Origin of the sequence: Halopenitus salinus (assembly GCF_042662125.1) — an archaeon.
Taxonomy (GTDB): domain Archaea; phylum Halobacteriota; class Halobacteria; order Halobacteriales; family Haloferacaceae; genus Halopenitus; species Halopenitus salinus.
Window position 1 is genome coordinate 213,889 of sequence record NZ_JBHSXL010000001.1, and the last position, 17,516, is coordinate 231,404.

At 64.0% G+C, this 17,516-nt stretch carries 18 protein-coding genes and 1 tRNA gene; 16 read left to right on the top strand and 3 right to left on the bottom strand.

The features are described 5' to 3' along the window. Window positions 1-39: 39 nt before the first annotated feature. Together ACFQE9_RS01050 and rio1 are read right to left on the bottom strand one after the other, a co-directional pair. Window positions 40-354 (bottom strand): hypothetical protein, encoded by a 315-nt coding sequence (locus ACFQE9_RS01050; protein ID WP_379739166.1) that lies wholly within the window; start codon window positions 352-354, stop codon window positions 40-42. A 79-nt stretch (window positions 355-433) separates the two neighbouring features. Next, on the bottom strand, window positions 434-1,309 hold the full coding sequence (gene rio1 / locus ACFQE9_RS01055) for a serine/threonine-protein kinase Rio1 (protein ID WP_379739170.1): 876 nt from the start codon (window positions 1,307-1,309) through the stop codon (window positions 434-436). Between the two features lie 129 nt (window positions 1,310-1,438). Here rio1 and ACFQE9_RS01060 point away from each other — a divergent pair, with 129 nt between their 5' ends. Further along, window positions 1,439-2,164 (top strand): RAD55 family ATPase, encoded by a 726-nt coding sequence (locus tag ACFQE9_RS01060; protein ID WP_379739173.1) that lies wholly within the window; start codon window positions 1,439-1,441, stop codon window positions 2,162-2,164. A 57-nt stretch (window positions 2,165-2,221) separates the two neighbouring features. Here ACFQE9_RS01060 and ACFQE9_RS01065 read toward each other — a convergent pair whose 3' ends face one another. Next, window positions 2,222-2,557 (bottom strand): winged helix-turn-helix domain-containing protein, encoded by a 336-nt coding sequence (locus tag ACFQE9_RS01065; protein ID WP_379739176.1) that lies wholly within the window; start codon window positions 2,555-2,557, stop codon window positions 2,222-2,224. Window positions 2,558-2,751: 194 nt separating this feature from the next. On the opposite strand from ACFQE9_RS01065, the gene ACFQE9_RS01070 reads away from it, so the two are divergent. The 15 genes from ACFQE9_RS01070 to ACFQE9_RS01140 form a co-directional block, all read left to right on the top strand. Then, entirely contained in the window at window positions 2,752-3,033 is a 282-nt protein-coding gene (locus tag ACFQE9_RS01070; protein WP_379739179.1) for a DUF7521 family protein, read from the top strand. A 363-nt stretch (window positions 3,034-3,396) separates the two neighbouring features. After that, window positions 3,397-3,987 (top strand): archaellin/type IV pilin N-terminal domain-containing protein, encoded by a 591-nt coding sequence (locus ACFQE9_RS01075; protein ID WP_379739182.1) that lies wholly within the window; start codon window positions 3,397-3,399, stop codon window positions 3,985-3,987. Between the two features lie 72 nt (window positions 3,988-4,059). Beyond that, entirely contained in the window at window positions 4,060-5,073 is a 1,014-nt protein-coding gene (locus ACFQE9_RS01080) for a DUF7500 family protein (RefSeq protein ID WP_379739186.1), read from the top strand. Between the two features lie 136 nt (window positions 5,074-5,209). Then, entirely contained in the window at window positions 5,210-7,018 is a 1,809-nt protein-coding gene (locus ACFQE9_RS01085) for a FlaD/FlaE family flagellar protein (protein WP_379739189.1), read from the top strand. Then, a complete protein-coding gene (arlF, locus tag ACFQE9_RS01090) occupies window positions 7,008-7,469 on the top strand; it encodes an archaellum stator protein ArlF (RefSeq protein WP_379739192.1) in 462 nt (153 codons plus the stop codon). The genes ACFQE9_RS01085 and arlF overlap by 11 nt, the downstream gene beginning before the upstream one ends. Beyond that, window positions 7,470-7,940, top strand: a complete 471-nt coding sequence (arlG, locus tag ACFQE9_RS01095; RefSeq protein ID WP_379739195.1) for an archaellum stator protein ArlG — start codon at window positions 7,470-7,472, stop codon at window positions 7,938-7,940. 3 nt (window positions 7,941-7,943) lie between these two features. Beyond that, entirely contained in the window at window positions 7,944-8,693 is a 750-nt protein-coding gene (gene arlH / locus ACFQE9_RS01100) for an archaellum protein ArlH (RefSeq protein ID WP_379739198.1), read from the top strand. Window positions 8,694-8,735: 42 nt separating this feature from the next. After that, window positions 8,736-10,400 carry a type II/IV secretion system ATPase subunit gene (locus ACFQE9_RS01105; protein WP_379739202.1) on the top strand — a complete coding sequence of 555 codons (1,665 nt, stop codon included), beginning with the start codon at window positions 8,736-8,738 and terminating at the stop codon, window positions 10,398-10,400. A gap of 112 nt (window positions 10,401-10,512) precedes the next feature. Further along, window positions 10,513-12,249 carry an archaellar assembly protein FlaJ gene (gene flaJ, locus ACFQE9_RS01110; protein ID WP_379739205.1) on the top strand — a complete coding sequence of 579 codons (1,737 nt, stop codon included), beginning with the start codon at window positions 10,513-10,515 and terminating at the stop codon, window positions 12,247-12,249. A gap of 171 nt (window positions 12,250-12,420) precedes the next feature. Next, window positions 12,421-12,963 carry a KH domain-containing protein gene (locus tag ACFQE9_RS01115; RefSeq protein ID WP_379739208.1) on the top strand — a complete coding sequence of 181 codons (543 nt, stop codon included), beginning with the start codon at window positions 12,421-12,423 and terminating at the stop codon, window positions 12,961-12,963. A 214-nt stretch (window positions 12,964-13,177) separates the two neighbouring features. After that, entirely contained in the window at window positions 13,178-14,842 is a 1,665-nt protein-coding gene (thsA, locus tag ACFQE9_RS01120) for a thermosome subunit alpha (protein WP_379739229.1), read from the top strand. Window positions 14,843-15,101: 259 nt separating this feature from the next. After that, on the top strand, window positions 15,102-15,686 hold the full coding sequence (locus ACFQE9_RS01125; RefSeq protein WP_379739211.1) for a 2Fe-2S iron-sulfur cluster-binding protein: 585 nt from the start codon (window positions 15,102-15,104) through the stop codon (window positions 15,684-15,686). 97 nt (window positions 15,687-15,783) lie between these two features. Beyond that, window positions 15,784-15,856, top strand: a tRNA-Arg gene (locus ACFQE9_RS01130). Between the two features lie 1,181 nt (window positions 15,857-17,037). Then, entirely contained in the window at window positions 17,038-17,181 is a 144-nt protein-coding gene (locus ACFQE9_RS01135; RefSeq protein WP_379739213.1) for a rubrerythrin-like domain-containing protein, read from the top strand. 2 nt (window positions 17,182-17,183) lie between these two features. After that, window positions 17,184-17,516 (top strand): Glu/Leu/Phe/Val dehydrogenase dimerization domain-containing protein (locus tag ACFQE9_RS01140; RefSeq protein ID WP_379739216.1); only part of this gene is annotated, 333 nt, incomplete at its 3' end.

Here is a 17,516-nt window from a genome sequence, read left to right on the forward strand (position 1 = left end):
GAAGTGGCGACCCGGTCGCTATTTGGCGACGTCCGGTCGCTATTCCTCTTTTTCGCCGTCGTCGCGTGCCTCGTTCGGGAGCGACCCGGGATCGGCGTCGGAGCCGTAGCGGGAGTCGTCGCGCTCGAAGGCGTACAGCGCCGGCCCCATCACGAGGATGATCAGGGTGCCCGGGATCGGGATGGTCGGGACGAAGACCGGGAGCGTGAGCCCCACGGCCACGGTGACGAAGACGAATCCGGCCCAAAGCGGTGCCCGCGCGATCCCGAGGCGGTCGGCGTCCCAGTAGACCGCGATCGCGGCCGCCGCGGCGAGGAGGACTCCGGAACCGGCGACGATCGGAGCGAGAGCCATATCGGAGGGTCGATCCGGCGGGCGAAAAGCGTTCCGTGACGACCGGGCGACGCCGAAGGAGACGATCGGCCGATCAGGGCTACTCCTCGTCGGAGTTGCCGCCGGGCTCCGGCTCCGGCTCGGTGACGGCGGCCGCCAGATCGTCAGCGGAGACCTCCAGTCCCTGCCGGGAGAAGAAGGCGGCCACGTTCCGGCAGTCGCGCTCGAGGAACGTCCGGGCGTTCGGGTGGTGAACCGTCACGGCCTGTCCGAGGTCGATGACCACCAGCTCGCCGTCGTGAACGATCAGGTTGTACTCGGAGAGGTCGCCGTGGATCAGCCCGACCCGATAGAGCCGACGCATGTACTCGCGGACGACCTCGAAGGCGGTCTCGGGGTTCTCGACGGTCACCTCCGAGAGCCGGCGCGCGCGGTCGTCGGCGTGGCCGACGAGCTCCATCACGAGCGCGTTTCGCTGGACGGCGATCGGTTCGGGGACGCGGACGCCGGCGTCGTACGCGCGCCGGAGGTTGGCGAACTCCTTTCGGGTCCAGGCGAGCACGGTCGCCTTCTTGTCGGAGGCGATCCCCTCGAACCGCGGATCGCCCTCGAGATACTCGCGCATCTGGGTGAAGTTCGAGGAGTTGATCCGGTAGATCTTCACCGCGACCTCCTGGCTTTCGTCCTCGCCGAACGCCTCGAAGACGTTGGCCTCCTTGCCCGTCGAGACGGGTCCGCCGAAGGCGGTTATGTAGCCGTCCTGGACGAGCTTGTAGATCGCGGCGAGCGTGGCGTCGTCGAAGACCGACCCGTCGAGTTTGAACTGGTCGGCGTCCTTGAGCCGCTTGCGGAACTCGCTGAACTCCCGATCCTGGCGGCGGGCGATCCGGTCCGCCTCGGTATCGGAGACGTCGAGCTCCTCCCACTCGTCGCCCGGATCGTCGGCGGGCTCGAGCAGGTCGAACTCCTCTGTCATTCCTCGGAACTTCGAGACCGAGGCGTAAAAGCCCGGCTGTTGGTCCGTCCGGCGATCCTCGCGTTCTCGAGGGCGTCGGCCTGGTCGACCGGGAGGACTTTATCGCTCGCCGTCGGAGGTGTCGCCAACATGTCCCGACTCGTCTCCACGGGCGTCGACGGTTTGGACGCGATCCTCGGCGGTGGAATCACCCCACAGTCGACAGTTCTCGTCTCCGGGAACCCGGGAACCGGAAAGAGCCTCCTCGGGATCCAGTATCTCTACACCGGCGTCCGGGAGTTCGACGAGCGGGGCGTCTACATCTCCTTCGAGGAGGACGCGGAGGACATCCGCGCCGCGGCGGAGTCGATCGGCTTCGAGTCGTTCGACGAGTACGTCGACGACGGCCGGATCGTCGTCCTCGACAAGCGGCAGCTGCTCGGCGACGGCGACCTCTCGGAGACGATCGATCGGATCCTGGAGACGGTCGGCGACGGCGGATTCGACCGACTGGTGCTCGACTCCCTGTCGATGTTCAAACTCTTCTTCGAGAACGAACGCGAGGAGCGGACCTACCTGTTGAAGTTCTCGGACATCCTCAAGGAGAACGGCCTCACGTCGCTTCTGATAAACGAGCAGGGCGCCGTCTTTCCGGACACCGAGATCGGCTTGGAGAACTTCCTCACCGACGGCAACGTCTACCTCATCCAGACGCCGACGGATTCGGGCGTCAACAGGTACCTCTGGGTGGCGAAGATGCGCAAACAGGACATCGACACGGACATCTATCCCCTGGAGATCGACGAGGGAGGACTCGTCGTCCACGACCAGGCCGGCGGGTTCACGATGATGGATAACTCGGAGACGCCGTTTTGAGCGGGAGCGAACGCGTTGAAGGGTCGAACGCGCAGGGAGGGGACGAAACTACCGAGGTCACGCGTTCGAGAGGTTGCGCCACACCTCGTCGAGGCGGTTCGTGACCGCCGACCGCTCCTCGAGGTCGACGTCGACTCCGTCGGCGAACTCGACGGAAACGCGCTCGACGCGGCGCCGGTAGACGTTTATTCGGCGACGATCCTCCGAGAGCGGCCGGTCGTGTAACTCGAGGAGGTCGGCCTCCTGCAGCTCGTCGATCCGCCGGTAGCACGTCGCGATCGGGACGTCGAGCTCGTCGCTCAGCTCCTGGGCAGACTTGGGATCGTCGGCCGCAGCGAGGATATCCGTGTTGTACTTGTTCCCGAGCACCTCGATCAGGTCGTCCCCCGACATTCAACGGTCTCAATATTGATTCCGCCCTTGTAAAGGTACGCACTTCGAAACGTAGGCGGTCACGTCGGGGGCGAGCCGATCCACGCCACGACGGGTCGATCGGCGACGAGAACGGGTGATTCGTCGGAAAGCGACGTTATTATCGGTGATATTTTGATCCGTAGTTTTATGTGTCCGATCGAGTCACGTCCCGTATGCAACCGATGGAGGGTCTATACCTGTTGGCCACCGCGGGGCTCGTCGTCGCGGGGCTGACGATGGTGGCCCTCGCGCTTCGGGCCTACCAGGAGACCGAGCGGCGTGCGATGATCCACCTGTCGATCGGGTTCGCGCTCATCGTCGCGGCGGCGATCGCCACCTCCGTGAGCGCGTTCGTGACCGACTTCACCGGCACGAGGTCGCTTTTGACGGTCAACAGCGGACTCACCGGCGTCGGGTTCAGCTTCGTGGTCTACAGCCTCATCACCTACCGGTGACTCGTCGATCGGATTCGACCGCGTCCCGCCGGAACCCGCTGCGTTTGAGATCTCCGAGTTCTCGAGGCCTCATGCCGCGCATTAGGGCGTTGCTGTAGAGCGTACGCTCGCGAGCCGATCGAGGGGGCGTCGAAGGCGGGTATCCTCGATGGAGTTCGAAGAGTGAGAGGCAGATATCAGAGTCGATAACTCCGCCCGAGGAAATAGTTGTTTTGATGACACCATATGCCGAGCGATCGGGGTCAAAAACGCAGGACGCAAGTCCATTATCAGAACAAATATTTTGAGACGAGTTTTTATGTACGGTGTTTTCGTCTGCCGGAGTATGTCCGTGGCGACCCCACGGGCGCACCACACGAAACCATGTTCGAACGAATCACAGAGGACGACGAAAGGGGTCAGGTGGGGATCGGCACCCTCATCGTGTTCATCGCGATGGTGCTCGTGGCGGCGATCGCCGCGGGCGTGCTCATCAACACCGCCGGCTTCCTCCAGACGCAGTCCGAAAACACGGGCGAGGAGAGTACCAGTCAAGTCACCGATCGCCTGCAGGTCGTGAGCACGATCGGCGCGATCGGAAACGACGAGATCACCACGATCGACATGAGCTCGACGAAGAGCCCCGGCTCGAACGACATCGACCTCACGGAGGTCACGATCGACCTCATCGCCGACAGCGGGTCGATCACTCTGACTCACAGCGACAGTACGAGCAGCACGGAGTTCACCACACAAGCCGTGGACGGGAGCGGAAACATCGTCACCGACGAAAACGACCTCCACAAGGTCACCCTCGATCTGCAAGCGATCTCGGAGGTCGGTGGTGACGGCTCCACCGGCCTCGCGGAGGGTGGCACCCTCGAACTCCGGATAACGACCGCCTCCGGCGCGACGACCACCGTCGAGATACGCGCGCCCGACTCGTTATCGGGCAAGAGCGCCGTCTCGCTGTAGCGTCCGTCCAAATCCTTCGTCGCTCGTTTTTTATACTAACTCGCCGATGATGAGCATGAGCGTACACAACACATGAGCGACGACGGCCCCGCCTTCGATCCCGACGACCTCGACTTCACCGACGACGAGCGGGTCGAGGAGATCGACGACGGACGGTACGTGGTCTCCGCGGGAAGTGGCCCCCCGCGAGTGCCGAGCGATGCGGAGCGGCTGGCGGAGCTGCTGGGGGAATCGACCGAATCCGAACAGGCCGAGCGAACGGCGGAAACCGAATCCGAACAGGCCGATCGAACGACGGAAACCGACACGGATACGGGGGGATCGGCGGATTCGCGAACGGATACGGGACGAGGGCGCGGGCCGACGTCGCGAATCGGCACCCGATCATCCGACGCCGGAACCTCGAGCCCACAGGAGCCGGAGAGCGGGACTCCCAAACGGTCCAGATCACGGAGCGAGCGGAGACCGATCTCCTCTCGGGACGTGAGCCGCTGGCTGGCGGCCTCCTTCGAGGACGACGGCTTCGAGTTCGGCTTCGACGCGACGCTTTCGGTCGGCGACGAGGTGGTACGCCACCGGATGGTCTCCGGGGACGTCTCCGCGACCTTCGAGACGCTTTTGACCTGGTTCACCCGAAACGCGGCCGGCGAGGCGCCGATCGACGAGGCGCTCGGCATCCTCATCGCGGCCTCGGAGACCCCCGTCCAGTTCCCGCGCGGGACCCTTGATCGATACGTGGAACGCCACGGGCTGACGCGCGAGGACTCGATCGGCGACCTCCTGGCGGTCGCGGAGGCCCACGGCGGCCTCCGGATCGAGACGTCGAGCGACGGAGAATCCGATGAAAGTGACGACGGGGCGGACGCCCGAACCGGGAACCCGAGAAGGCGGACGGACGAAAGCGGGCAACCCACGCGAGAGGGCCGAGGAAACGAGAGGAACCGTCGATCCGATCGGGATCGCGCGCCGCGAGGGACGGACTCGCGAGGGACGGACTCGCGAGGGACGTCACCAAAAAGCTCGAGGGACGACGAGGGCGGAGACGCCGGAGCGTGGAACTGGATCGGCGAGGATCCGGATGGATGACGTTCGGTAAATATCTGTTTCAGTGACACGTCGATCCGGCTGCCGCCGGGGATTGATCATTCAGCCATCACGATAGTTATCAGCGATGATACTGAAGTGGATACATTAAAGTGCGACTCGGTAGTTCGCCAGGATAATGGCGCTCGAAACATCGATCTGGACCCTCTCGACGGTCGGAGGCACCGTCGTGGGGCTGATCGGGGCGGGGCTTCTGGACAGGTTCCGCGACGACGAGCCCAGCGACGACGACAGTAGCGATCCGCTGGCCGACGACGGCGGGTTCGCCGGCGGTGGCCTCGAAGACGAACTCGGCGGTAGCGGGGGGTTCGGCGGTGGCGATGGGGCCGGGGGGATGGGGGGAGAATCGGACGCGCTCGGCGGCTTGGAGGGGGACGCCGCCGAGGGGGGAATGGGGGGATCACTCGAGGGAAGCGGCGGCGGTGCCAGGGAACTCGAACGTCGCGTCGAGGAGATCGAGGAGGATCTCGAGTCGCTCTCCTCGACCGTCTCGACCGTTCGATCGGAGAACGACGAGATCGACGAGACGGTGGGGGAGATCGAGGAGGACATCCGCAACCTGCTGGGGATCTACGAGATGGTCACCCAGGGCGTGAACCCGTTCGTCGACGAGACTGACGCCTTCGGCGGCGGAGGCGGCTTCGACGGCGGCGGGAGCGACGCGGCACTCGGCCTGTTCGATCGGGACACAGGGGAGGATTCCGGCGATTCCGAAGGGGCCTTCGACGATCCGGATGCGGATTCAATGCTGAACACCGAGCCCGACGCCGACGAGGAGCCGGTCGATCCGATCCTCGAAAGCACGATCGACGAGGCCGACGAACGTCGAGAGGGCGCATCCGAGTCCAACGATCCGCCGAAGGGGGGACGTGACTTCAGCGACCTGAAAGAGGAGTTCGACGCCGAGGACGACCACACCCCGGCCTCGAGCGGCGAGTCGGTGCATATGAGTACCGGGTCGGTCTCCGCGTCGGAACCGGGGGACGTTCCCGAGAGGGAGCACGAGGGTTCCCACGAGCCGGCCGACGAGAGCCCGACCGGTCGAGGTGAGAACGCGGAGCGTGCCGCGGGGTACGGTCCCGATCGAAGGGGGACGGAAGGGTTCGACGACGGGTTCGAGTACGTCGACGCCGACGAGCTCCAGCCCGGACGTCGCGAGCCGTATCTCCGGTCGCTGCCCGCCGAGCACGTGTGTGACCTCCTGGTGATGGAGTGGTTGGAGTACCTCGTCGAGACCGCGGACGTGACGGACGCGGCGCGCGCGATCCGTTATTACGAGCGGATCGACTGGATCTCGGAGTCCGTCGCGGAACAGCTTCGCGCGTTCCTCTCGGGATTCGGCCAGGTCGACAGAAACGAGGTGATCCGACCCGGTACGGCGGTCCTCGAGAGGAGCCACCACACGCGGAGCCTGCAGTACGTCCTCCGACTCGCCGACACGGACTCCCGGGACGTGCTGTTGGACCGGTGGGAGGATCTGACGGAGCGACAGCTGCTCGACCTGGGGAATTCGCGTATCCCGACCGCCGAGGAGGGGGAGAACGGGACGGGGACCCGATCGGAAACGGGACCTGAACCCGGACGCGAGGGGGGGCGAAACGCGCAATCACGGCCGCGCTCCCGGGGGGGATCGTCTGAGGGAGGACAAAACGGCGACCGTCGCGGGCGATCCGGCGATGGATCTCGAGGCCGGCCCGAGCGTCGAAATCCGGATCGAAGCGGCGACCGGAACGCTCGAGGCCGCGAGAACCGACACGACGGTCGGACGGGCCGATCGGACACGCGTTCGCTGTCTCCGCGTTCGGGGGGACGGGGAACGAACGCGGGAGAAGACGTGAGGGGAACACGGAACGAGGAGCGAACCGACGGCGTGGCCGACCGGGAGACCGGACGGCCGTTCTCGGGGAGGTTCCCGGATGGGCGTTAGCGTCTCGGCGTCCACGGCGATCATCGTCGCCGGGCTCTTCGTGGCGTTCGGGACGCTGTATCCGGTCGCCTCGAACGGTTTCGACCGCGTGAGCGACGCTGGATCGGAGGTCAACGAACGCGCCCTCGAGCGGGAGAACACCGACGTTGAGTTCGTGAACGCGACATACGACGGGTCGACGCTGAACGTCACCGTCGAGAACGGGGGGGCACGAACCGTCTCGGTGCCGAGGACGTCGCTCGTCGTCGACAACGAGTACGTCACCACGAGCGACGAGGAGACCATCGTCTACGATCCCGAGACCACCGATCCGGCGAACGGATCGACGTCGACCGAGCTGTGGCTACCCGAGGAGCGACTGCGGTTTTCGGTCCCGGCCGACGACCCCGAGACCGCGCTCGTCGCCACCGAGGAGGGGCTGCAGGTCCGTGGAACGGTGGTGGCCGCATAGATGGCGAGCGTCTCCATTTCCCACATGATCATCTTCATCGCGAGTTTGGTGATCGCCGCGGGAGTCGTCGGGACGGTGACCTCCGGCGTCGACCAGGTCAACGCCGCGATCGAGGACGGCAGCGCCGACGTCGCGACGGACATGCGGACCGACGTGACGATCGTCTCCGACGCGGGCAGCGACGCCGTCTACGACTCGAGCGAGGGAACCCTCTCGCTGCTCGTGAAGAACACGGGGACACACCGGCTCGCTCCCGACGGGTCGGGCGTGGTGATCGTCGTCGACGGACGGTTCATCACGCACGATTCGATCGAGACGACGTTGTACTCGGGATCGGGAACGACCTGGGCCCGCGGCGACGTGATGGCCTTCGCGATCGACGTCGATCTCGATGCAGGGGATCACCGGATCGCGATGACCGTGAACGGTGACGAGGAAGTCTTCGAGTTCCGGTACGACGGGGGGAGCTGAACGATGTCGCGCGACAACCTGCTCTCGCTCGGGCTCGACGATCACGACCGGGTGAACATGGAGCTCGGCGGGGGGATCCCGCGGGGAAGCATCGTGTTGATGGAAGGCGATTACGGCGCCGGGAAGTCGGCGCTCTCCCAGCGGTTCTGCCACGGGCTGCTCTCGGAGGGTGCGAGCGTGACGATGCTCTCGACGGAACTGACCATCCGCGGGTTCATCGACCAGATGCACTCGCTGTCCTACGACGTCGTCCGCCCGCTTTTGAACGAGGAGCTGCTGTTCTTGCACGCGGACTTCAACTCCGGCGGCGCGTTCTCGGAGGGCTCCGGCGAGCGGATGCAGCTTCTGAGCCGGCTGATGAACGCGGAGGTGATGTGGAACACGGACGTGATATTCATCGACACGTTCGATTCGATCCTCCGCAACGACCCGACCTTCGAGTCGCTCATTCGGAAGAACGAGGAGCGACAGGCGGCCCTGGAGATCATCTCGTTTTTCCGCGACGTCATCTCGCGAGGAAAGGTGATCGTGTTGACGATCGATCCCTCGGCGATCGACGAGGACGCGATCGGACCGTTTCGGGCGATCGCGGACGTCTACCTGCAACTCGAGATGATCGAGGTCGGAAGCGAGGTCCGCAGACAGATAAGCGTAAAGCGCTTTGCGGGGATGGGCGAACAGGTCGGCGACACGATCGGCTACTCCGTTCGGTCGGGGATCGGCGTGGTGGTCGAGAGCCGGAGCGTCGCATGAACACATGAACGAAAACGAGTCGGGCGGGAGAGTGGGATCGACGTGACCGAACAGGGAACCGCTCGCCCGTCGTCGGAACTCGTGGAGGTGGCAAATCGACGACCGCACCTCCACCGACACCTCCGGCAGTTCAGACAGATCACCGGCGAGTTTCCACAGCTGATCGAGGAGGCGAAAGACGAGTACGAGTCGGAGCGGCCGAACGTCCTCTACCCGGTCGGCGGGCCGATCTTCTGTCACATCTACGGCGACCTCGGCCAGGAGACGAAGTACTACGCGATCGAGCCGGAGCTGTCCGGCGCGGAGGCGGAGACGCTGCAGTCCGTCAGGGACGAGCTGCTCACCGCCTCCGGGGAGTACCGAACGCCGGAGACGACCGAGGAGTACACGAAGCTCATCGACACGCTGTTGGACGACGTGACGACGATCGACGACGGGAACGGGGGCCGCCTCGGGTCCGTCCGGCGCGCGTTGAACTGGGGAAAGCTGTCCGTCACGCCCGAGACCTACGAGAGCATCCGGTACCGGCTCACCCGCGACATCGTCGGCTACGGGCCGCTCGAACCCGTGATGCGCGATCCGGCGAACGAGGACATCCACGTCATCGGCCCCCACGAGTGTCACGTCGACCACGGCGTCTTCGGGATGCTGGAGACGACGGTCGACTTCGGCACCAGGGCGGAGTTCGACAACTGGCTTCGAAACATGGGCGAGCGGATCGGCGATCCGGTCTCCGATGCCGACCCGATCGTCGACTCGACGCTGCCGGACGGCTCGCGGATCAACATCATCTACTCCGACGACGTCTCGATCAAGGGGTCCTCGTTGACGATCCGTCAGGGCCAGGAGACGCCGCTTTCGGTGAATCAGATCACCGACTGGGGGACGCTCTCGCCGGAGCTGGCCGCCTACCTGTGGCTGTGTCTCGAGAACGAACAGACCGTCTTCGTCGTCGGCGAGACGGCCTCCGGAAAGACGACGACGCTCAACGCCGTCCTCTCGTACATCCCTCGCGACTCGAAGATATACACCGCCGAGGACACGGCGGAGGTGATCCCGCCGCACAACACCTGGCAACAGCTGTTGACGCGGGAAGGCGGCGGGGAGGGCTCCGTCGACGTCGACATGTTCGATCTGGTCGCGGCGGCGCTTCGGTCGCGACCGGACTACATCATCGTCGGCGAGGTTCGGGGCGCGGAGGGACGGATGGCGTTCCAGGCGGCCCAGACGGGCCACCCCGTGATGTTGACCTTCCACGCGAGCGACATCGTCTCGATGATCCAGCGGTTCACCTCCGATCCGATCAACGTCCCGGAGACGTTCATGGACAACGCCGACGTCGCGCTCTTCCAGAACCGGGTGAAACAGGGCGACGAGGTGTTACGCCGCGTGACGAGCGTCCAGGAGATCGAGGGCTACTCCAAGGAGATGGACGGGGTCATCACCCGGGAGGTGTTCAACTGGGACCCCGTCGAGGACCGGATCGTCTTCCAGGGAATGAACAACTCCTACGTCCTCGAAGAGCAAATCGCGACGCTTCTCGGCTACGCCGACACCCGTCGTATCTACGACGACCTGCAGTTTCGTGCGAACCTGACGGAGCGGATGATCGATGAGGGGATCGTGGGATACCACGAGGTCAACGAGACGATCACGGCGTTCCAACGCGACGGGATCGAGGGGCTTCCCTTCGAGATGAGTCGATAGCGGTCCGTCGACTCGCCGTAGACGAGGTCGACGAAGGAGGAGATGAGGACGACGGAGGCGGGAACGGGGACGACCGGACGCGAACGAACGCGAAACACGAAGGAGACACACCATGTCGATCAAGGGAACCGAAACCGGGATCGCGGGGCTCATCTCGCTCGTCTCCGAGCTGCTGGAGTCGTTCGACAGGCTGGACATCAGCAAACGGCAGTACGTGGGCTACGTCCTGCTTCCGGCGTCGACGTTCCTGGCGGTCACCGTCGGCGTCGCGCTCGTCGTCTCTCTTCCGCTTTCGGTCAAGCTTCCGATCGTCGGGATCGGTCTGCTCGTGTTCGCGTCGGCGGTGGGATACCCGAAGCTGTACCTCAACAGCCGCAGGTCACACATCGACAACCAGCTCCATCTGGTCATGACCCACATGACGGTGCTTTCGACCACGAACATCGACCGGATGGAGGTGTTCCGGACGCTCGCGCGCGAGGAGGAGTACGGCGTCGCCGCCGAGGAGATCGGCCGCGTGGTCCACCTCGTCGACACGTGGAACCAGAGCCTCGACGACGCGTGTCGCCGCCGCGCCAAGCGCGTGCCCTCGAAGATGCTCGCCGACTTCTTCGAGCGACTGGGCTACACGATCGGCGCCGGACAGCCGCTCGAGGAGTTCCTGCTGTCCGAACAGGACGTGATGTTGACGAACTACGAGACCCTGTACGAGTCCGCGCTTGCGAACCTGGAGGTGATGAAGGATCTGTACATGTCGATGATCCTCTCGATGACGTTCGCGCTCGTCTTCGCCGTCGTCCTCCCGATCCTGACGGGAACGGATCCGACGATGACCGTGGTGGCCGTGATCGTCCTGTTCGTGCTCGTACAGTCCGGGTTCTACGTGGTCATCCGGTCGATGACGCCCTACGATCCGATCTGGTACCATCCGGAGAACGGCGCGCCCGGAGACGTACGGCTCTACGGCGCCCTGGCGCTCGGCGGGGTCGGATCGCTTTTGCTCATCGCCGTGACCGGCGGCGGAATCGTCGGCGTCGGGCCGGGGCTTCCGGGACTGCTGTGGTTTTTGAACCCAGTTCCGCTGCCGTTGTACGTCTGTGTTCCGCTCACGCCGCTTTTGTTCACCGGCGTGATCTTGCGTCGCGAGGAGACCGCGATAAGCGCTCGAGACGAGGAGTTCCCCTCGTTCATCAGGGCGCTCGGCGCGACCGAGAGCGCGAAGCAGTCGACGACGACGAAGGTGTTGGAGTCGCTGCGCGAGAAGGACTTCGGGGCGCTTTCGCCGGCCATCGAGCGCCTCTATCGGCGCCTCAGCGTTCGCATCGAGCCGGAGGGCGCCTGGAGGCGGTTCGCGATCGACACGCGGTCGTATCTGATCCAGAAGTTCTCGGAGATGTACCTGATCGGCCGCCGGATGGGCGGCGATCCCAAACAGCTCGGCGAGTTGATCTCCGCGAACATGAACGCCGTGATCCAGCTTCGCGAGCAGCGCCGCCAGTCGGCCGTGACCCTCATCGGTCTCGTCTACGGGATCACGGCGGCCTCCACGTTCGCCTTCTTCATCGGCCTGGAGGTCGTTTCGATCCTCGCGGACCTCTCCGCCGATCTCGACGTCGACGAGATGGACTTCGGACAGATCATCTACGCGGGCGTCTACGACATCCCGGTCATCGAGTTCCTGCTTTTGACGATCGTCCTGTTCAACGCGGTCGTCTCCTCGCTCATGATCCGGACGATCGACGGCGGCAACCCCGCGAACGGGTACATCCACTTCGTGACGTTGACGTGGGTCGGCTGTCTGACCGCCATCATCACGCGCACGCTCGTAAACGACATCCTCGCGATCTGAGTGTTCCTCACGAACGGAGTGCTCCTCCACGAACGGAGTGCTCCTCACGAACGGAGCGCTCGAAACGGCAAACCGATCCGCCGGCCGTCAGGTTCGGAATCGCCCACGAGAGGGACGCACACGGCGACTACACGAGAACACCCTTAAACGGATCCACGGACAACGGGACGTATGCGACACGTAACGATTCCGCAGGACCGGATCGGCGTCCTCATCGGCGAGGGCGGCGAGACGTTGCGCGAGGTGGAAGACCGGGCGGACGTCCGACTCGACGTCGACTCGGAGACGGGCTCCGTGGCGATCGACTCGACGGGCGATCCGGTCTCCGCGATGATCGCGCCGGACATCGTCCGCGCGATCGGTCGGGGATTCACCCCCGACGTCGCCCTCTCGCTTCTCGATCACGACCTCCGACGCTTCGAGTTAGTCGATCTGGCCGACCACACCCGAAACGACAACGACCTGCAGCGACAGAAGGGACGGATCATCGGCGAAAACGGCCGAACGCGCGAGCTGATGGAGGAACTGACGGGCGCCGAAGTCGTCGTCTACGGAACGACCGTCGGCGTGATCGGCGGTCCCGAGGAGGTCTCGGCCGTTCGACGGGCGGTCGGAATGTTGCTCGACGGCGCACCCCACGGCGCGGTCTACTCCTTCCTGGAGCGGAAGTCGAACGAGCTTGGCGACGACGTCGGGTTCTCCGCCCCGAAGTGACTCGCCCGGGGACGCGAAATCCGAATATGCGGCGCCGAACCCGGAGATACGACGTCGAATTAGTTTATAAACACACCCTATGACATCGAGTGACACATCCAGTTGCGCCGTCACGTGAGGCGCTTTCGTCGACCGGTAGCGTAATCCTTTTATAGAACTACAGACAATCACACGCTGTACTATGAGTCAGCGACAGCGAATGGGCAACCAGCCGATGATCGTACTTTCCGAGGAATCGCAGCGGACCTCCGGAAAGGACGCACAGACGATGAACATCACGGCCGGCAAGGCCGTCGCGGAGTCGGTTCGAACCACGCTCGGACCGAAGGGGATGGACAAGATGCTCGTCGACTCGACGGGCGGCGTCGTCGTCACGAACGACGGCGTGACCATCCTCAAGGAGATGGACATCGACCACCCGGCGGCCAACATGATCGTCGAGGTCTCCGAGACCCAGGAGGACGAGGTCGGCGACGGGACGACGACGGCCGTCGTCGTTGCCGGTGAACTCCTCGACCAGGCCGAGGAGCTCCTCGACCAGGACATCCACGCGACGACGCTCGCACAGGGCTTCCGCCAGGCCGCCTCGAAGGCCAAGGAGATCCTCGAGGAGGAGTCCATCGAGGTCAGCGAGGACGACCGTGAGACCCTCACCGAGATCGCCGCCACGGCGATGACCGGCAAGGGCGCGGAGTCCGCAAAGGACCAGCTCGCGGACCTCGTCGTCGACGCGGTCCTCGCGGTGGCCGACGACGACGGCATCGACACCGAGAACGTCTCGGTCGAGAAGGTCGTCGGCGGCTCCATCGACGAGTCCGAACTCGTCGAGGGCGTCATCGTCGACAAGGAGCGCGTCAACGAGAACATGCCCTACGCGGTCGAGGACGCCAACGTGGCGCTCTTCGACGGCGCCATCGAGGTCAAGGAGACGGAGATCGACGCCGAGGTCAACGTCACCGACCCCGACCAGCTCCAGCAGTTCCTCGACCAGGAGGAGGCCCAGCTTCGCGAGCTCGTCGACGAGCTCGTCGACGTCGGCGCCGACGTCGTCTTCGTGGGCGACGGAATCGACGACATGGCCCAACACTACCTGGCCCAGGAGGGCATCCTCGCGGTCCGACGCGCGAAGTCGGACGACCTCAACCGGCTCGCCCGCGCGACGGGCGGCAACATCGTGGCCAACCTCGACGACATCGAGGAGGACGACCTCGGCTTCGCCGGCTCCGTCTCCCAGAAGGACATCGGTGGCGACGAGCGCATCTTCGTCGAGGACGTCGAACAGGCCCGCTCCGTCACGCTCATCCTCCGCGGCGGCACCGAGCACGTCGTCGACGAGGTCGAGCGCGCGGTCGACGACTCGCTCGGCGTCGTGCGGACGACGCTGCTCGAGGGTGCCGTGCTGCCCGGCGGCGGCGCGCCCGAGACCGAGCTGGCGCTCCAGCTTCGTGACTTCGCCGACTCCGTCGGCGGCCGCGAGCAGCTGGCCGTCGAGGCCTTCGCGGACGCGCTCGAGGTCATTCCGCGCACCCTCGCGGAGAACGCCGGTCTCGATCCCATCGACTCGCTCGTGGACCTCCGTGCCCGCCACGACGGCGGCGAGCTCGGCGCCGGCCTCGACGCCTACACCGGCGACGTAATCGACATGGAGGCCGAGGGCGTCGTCGAGCCCCTCGGCGTGAAGACGCAGGCCATCGAGTCCGCCACCGAGGCGGCCGTCATGATCCTCCGTATCGACGACGTCATCGCGGCCGGCGACCTCAAGGGCGGCGGCTCCGACGACGGCGGCGACGACGGCGGCGCGCCCGGCGGTGCCGGCGGCATGGGCGGCATGGGCGGCGGCATGGGCGGCGGCATGGGCGGCATGGGCGGCGCAATGTGAGCGTCGGCCGATAGCCCAGCCACACCCACCTGACCGTTTCGCCGCACCGACCGCGTCGATCGCGAACCGAGTTCCGATTTCTTTCGAGGCGTCCACGCTCTGACGAGCGACAGCATCCGGGAGAGCAACAGCACCCTAAAGAGCGACAGCACTTGGATCGGAGCGTCGACGCCGACCGGCCACGGGACGTTTCGGATCGATCCGAGATCCGCTCGAACCGATCAAAACCCCCTTATGGGACCTCTTCGTACTCGCGAACATGGCTGATCCACTGGCGATCGGAGTGGCGGCGTCCATCGTGTTGGTCGTCGTGTTCTTTTCCTCGTTGAAGGGGACCGGCTGGAGCCCGGCCGAGGACATCTCCGAGGAGGTGCTCGAACGGCGTGCGTCCACCGTACCCGAGACCGACTTCCCCGAGCCGATGAACCGTTCCATCGGCGGCGGTGGCGGCGCCGTCGCCGTCGGCGGCGGCGGTGAAGGCGGCGAGGGCGGCGAGCTCGAGGAGGGCGGCGCCGAGGAGTCCGCCGGCCCCGGCGACATTCCCGACGACGAGATCGAGTACTACGAGGTCGAGTTCATAAAGGAGGGCGAGACGGTCGAACTCGCCAACAACGAACCGATCCTCGACCAGGGCGAAGAGCAGGGTTGGGACATGCCCTACGCGTGCCGGCAGGGCCAGTGCGTCTCGTGTTCGGCCCACATCACCGACGGCCCCTCCGAGGACTACGTCGTCCACGACGACCAACAGATGCTCGGCGAGGCCGAGATCGACGACGGCTACACGCTCACCTGCGTCGCCTACCCGCGCGACTCCTTCAGCATCGAGACCGGCGAGTCGCCGTAGGCCGACGCGATCCGCCGCGTCGGACGTTCACTCCACGATCGGTTCCGGGTCCATTTTTCGAACCGTTTAAGCGATCGAGCGGGATACTCGAAGGTGAGGGCGCGTAGCTCAGCGGACAGAGCACTTGGTTCCGGACCAAGATGCCGCGGGTTCAAATCCCGTCGCGCCCGTCACGTTTCCTGACGGGGCAGATTGGCACGACTGCGGGCGGGTGTATATAAGGTGAATCCCCAGACGCGATTTTGAGTTCGTTACGTAGCGTAACGGGGATCGTCGCCTTCGTGTGGTTCGTGGGATACACGAAACGGAGTCGAGGTGAAGTTCTGTGGGTGGTTGGTAGCTTTTCCATGTCGGTCCGGTCTTGACGAGCAGAAAGGAAAATCCGTAGTGAGCGTTTCGCGGACGATCTCGAGAACGCCGTAATAACCGAACCGCTGATCAGTATCGACAGTGGCGTGGAATCGGGGCGAAAATCGACCACGAGAGGGAGCATATTGGCCATCCGGCGATCGCAGCCAAAGGGGGATCCGGCTATCCGGGAATCGGCAATCCCCGGACTGCTGATGGAAGCAATTCGAATCCGCCCGGGATTAGTGATCCCCGAATATATACCCGGTACCGTTCTATCAGCCAGTAATTGAACGAGACATGGAGCTCCGCCGCAATGGACGTCTCTACGAGATCGCGGCGGTAAACGATGAGGTGCTCGGCGCCCGTCAGGGATTTCCGGCACCGGAGGCGGGCTATCGAAAGACGTTACAGAGTGTTACCGACGTCGCGGATCGTCACTTCCAACGGGCCCGTTACGGACTGATTATGCCGAAGGCCGCTACTGGTCTCCACGGATCATGCCAACCCGGATGTCCGGTTAGTTCTGATGATAGTCTCGGTCAGTTGGCTCTGTTGCAATCCTCAGTAGTTGAGAGTGTTCTACGCTCACTCGTTCAGTACATCAGATGTACTGATCACCACCGGATCAGAATCTATCATTAGACGAGAATTCCAATAGAACCGGATGGTTCTGTGCGCCCGATGGCAATCCGTTGCGTGTTCGTTTACAATTTTGGCGAGCGTGTTCTTCCCCCCGGGTTGGCGTTCTGTTAGGAATTCGTCACATCGATTGATATCCTGCTTTTACCGCTGGATCGATATCCGATCGTTTCGGTGACCCCCGAGTGCTGCCGACGAGGTTGTAGAAGTTCGAATAGACTCGTACTCGCGGTGGTTGTATGTTTGATACCACACCCGAGATCGGCTCACACGTGTGATATCACATGCATAAATATATCCTTATACACCTATTATTACATAGCGGAGTGTCCACTCTGATTTCGGCACTCATAGATGCACCATGAAAGACATCGAAATTGACTCAAACGAAAAATCGGAATACGAGTGCTTTTCGTGTGGCAAAATCGTGTTCGCTGAAAATCGCCCCAGTCAATGTCCTGACTGTGCTGGTAAAATGCGAAATCGACAGGTTTCTGTTGAATAACGATGGTGTCACAATCCAACTACTCACAAAGCGAAGAGGGAGCAGTAGCAAAATCCACTGAGACGGAGATTGAATCAGCCTTGGAGACCGCTCGTCGCCAATTGCAACATGCTGCTGATCACCTCGATATCGATTCGAATGTGGTTGACCGCCTCAAACATCCAAAGAAGGTTCACGAAGTTACGGTCCCGATCGAACGTGATGACGGAACAGTAGAGGTTTTCACCGGCTATCGGGCTCAACACGATAGTGTCCGCGGTCCGTACAAGGGCGGGCTGCGGTATCATCCCGAGGTTACCAGAGACGAATGTGTGGGCCTCGGGATGTGGATGACT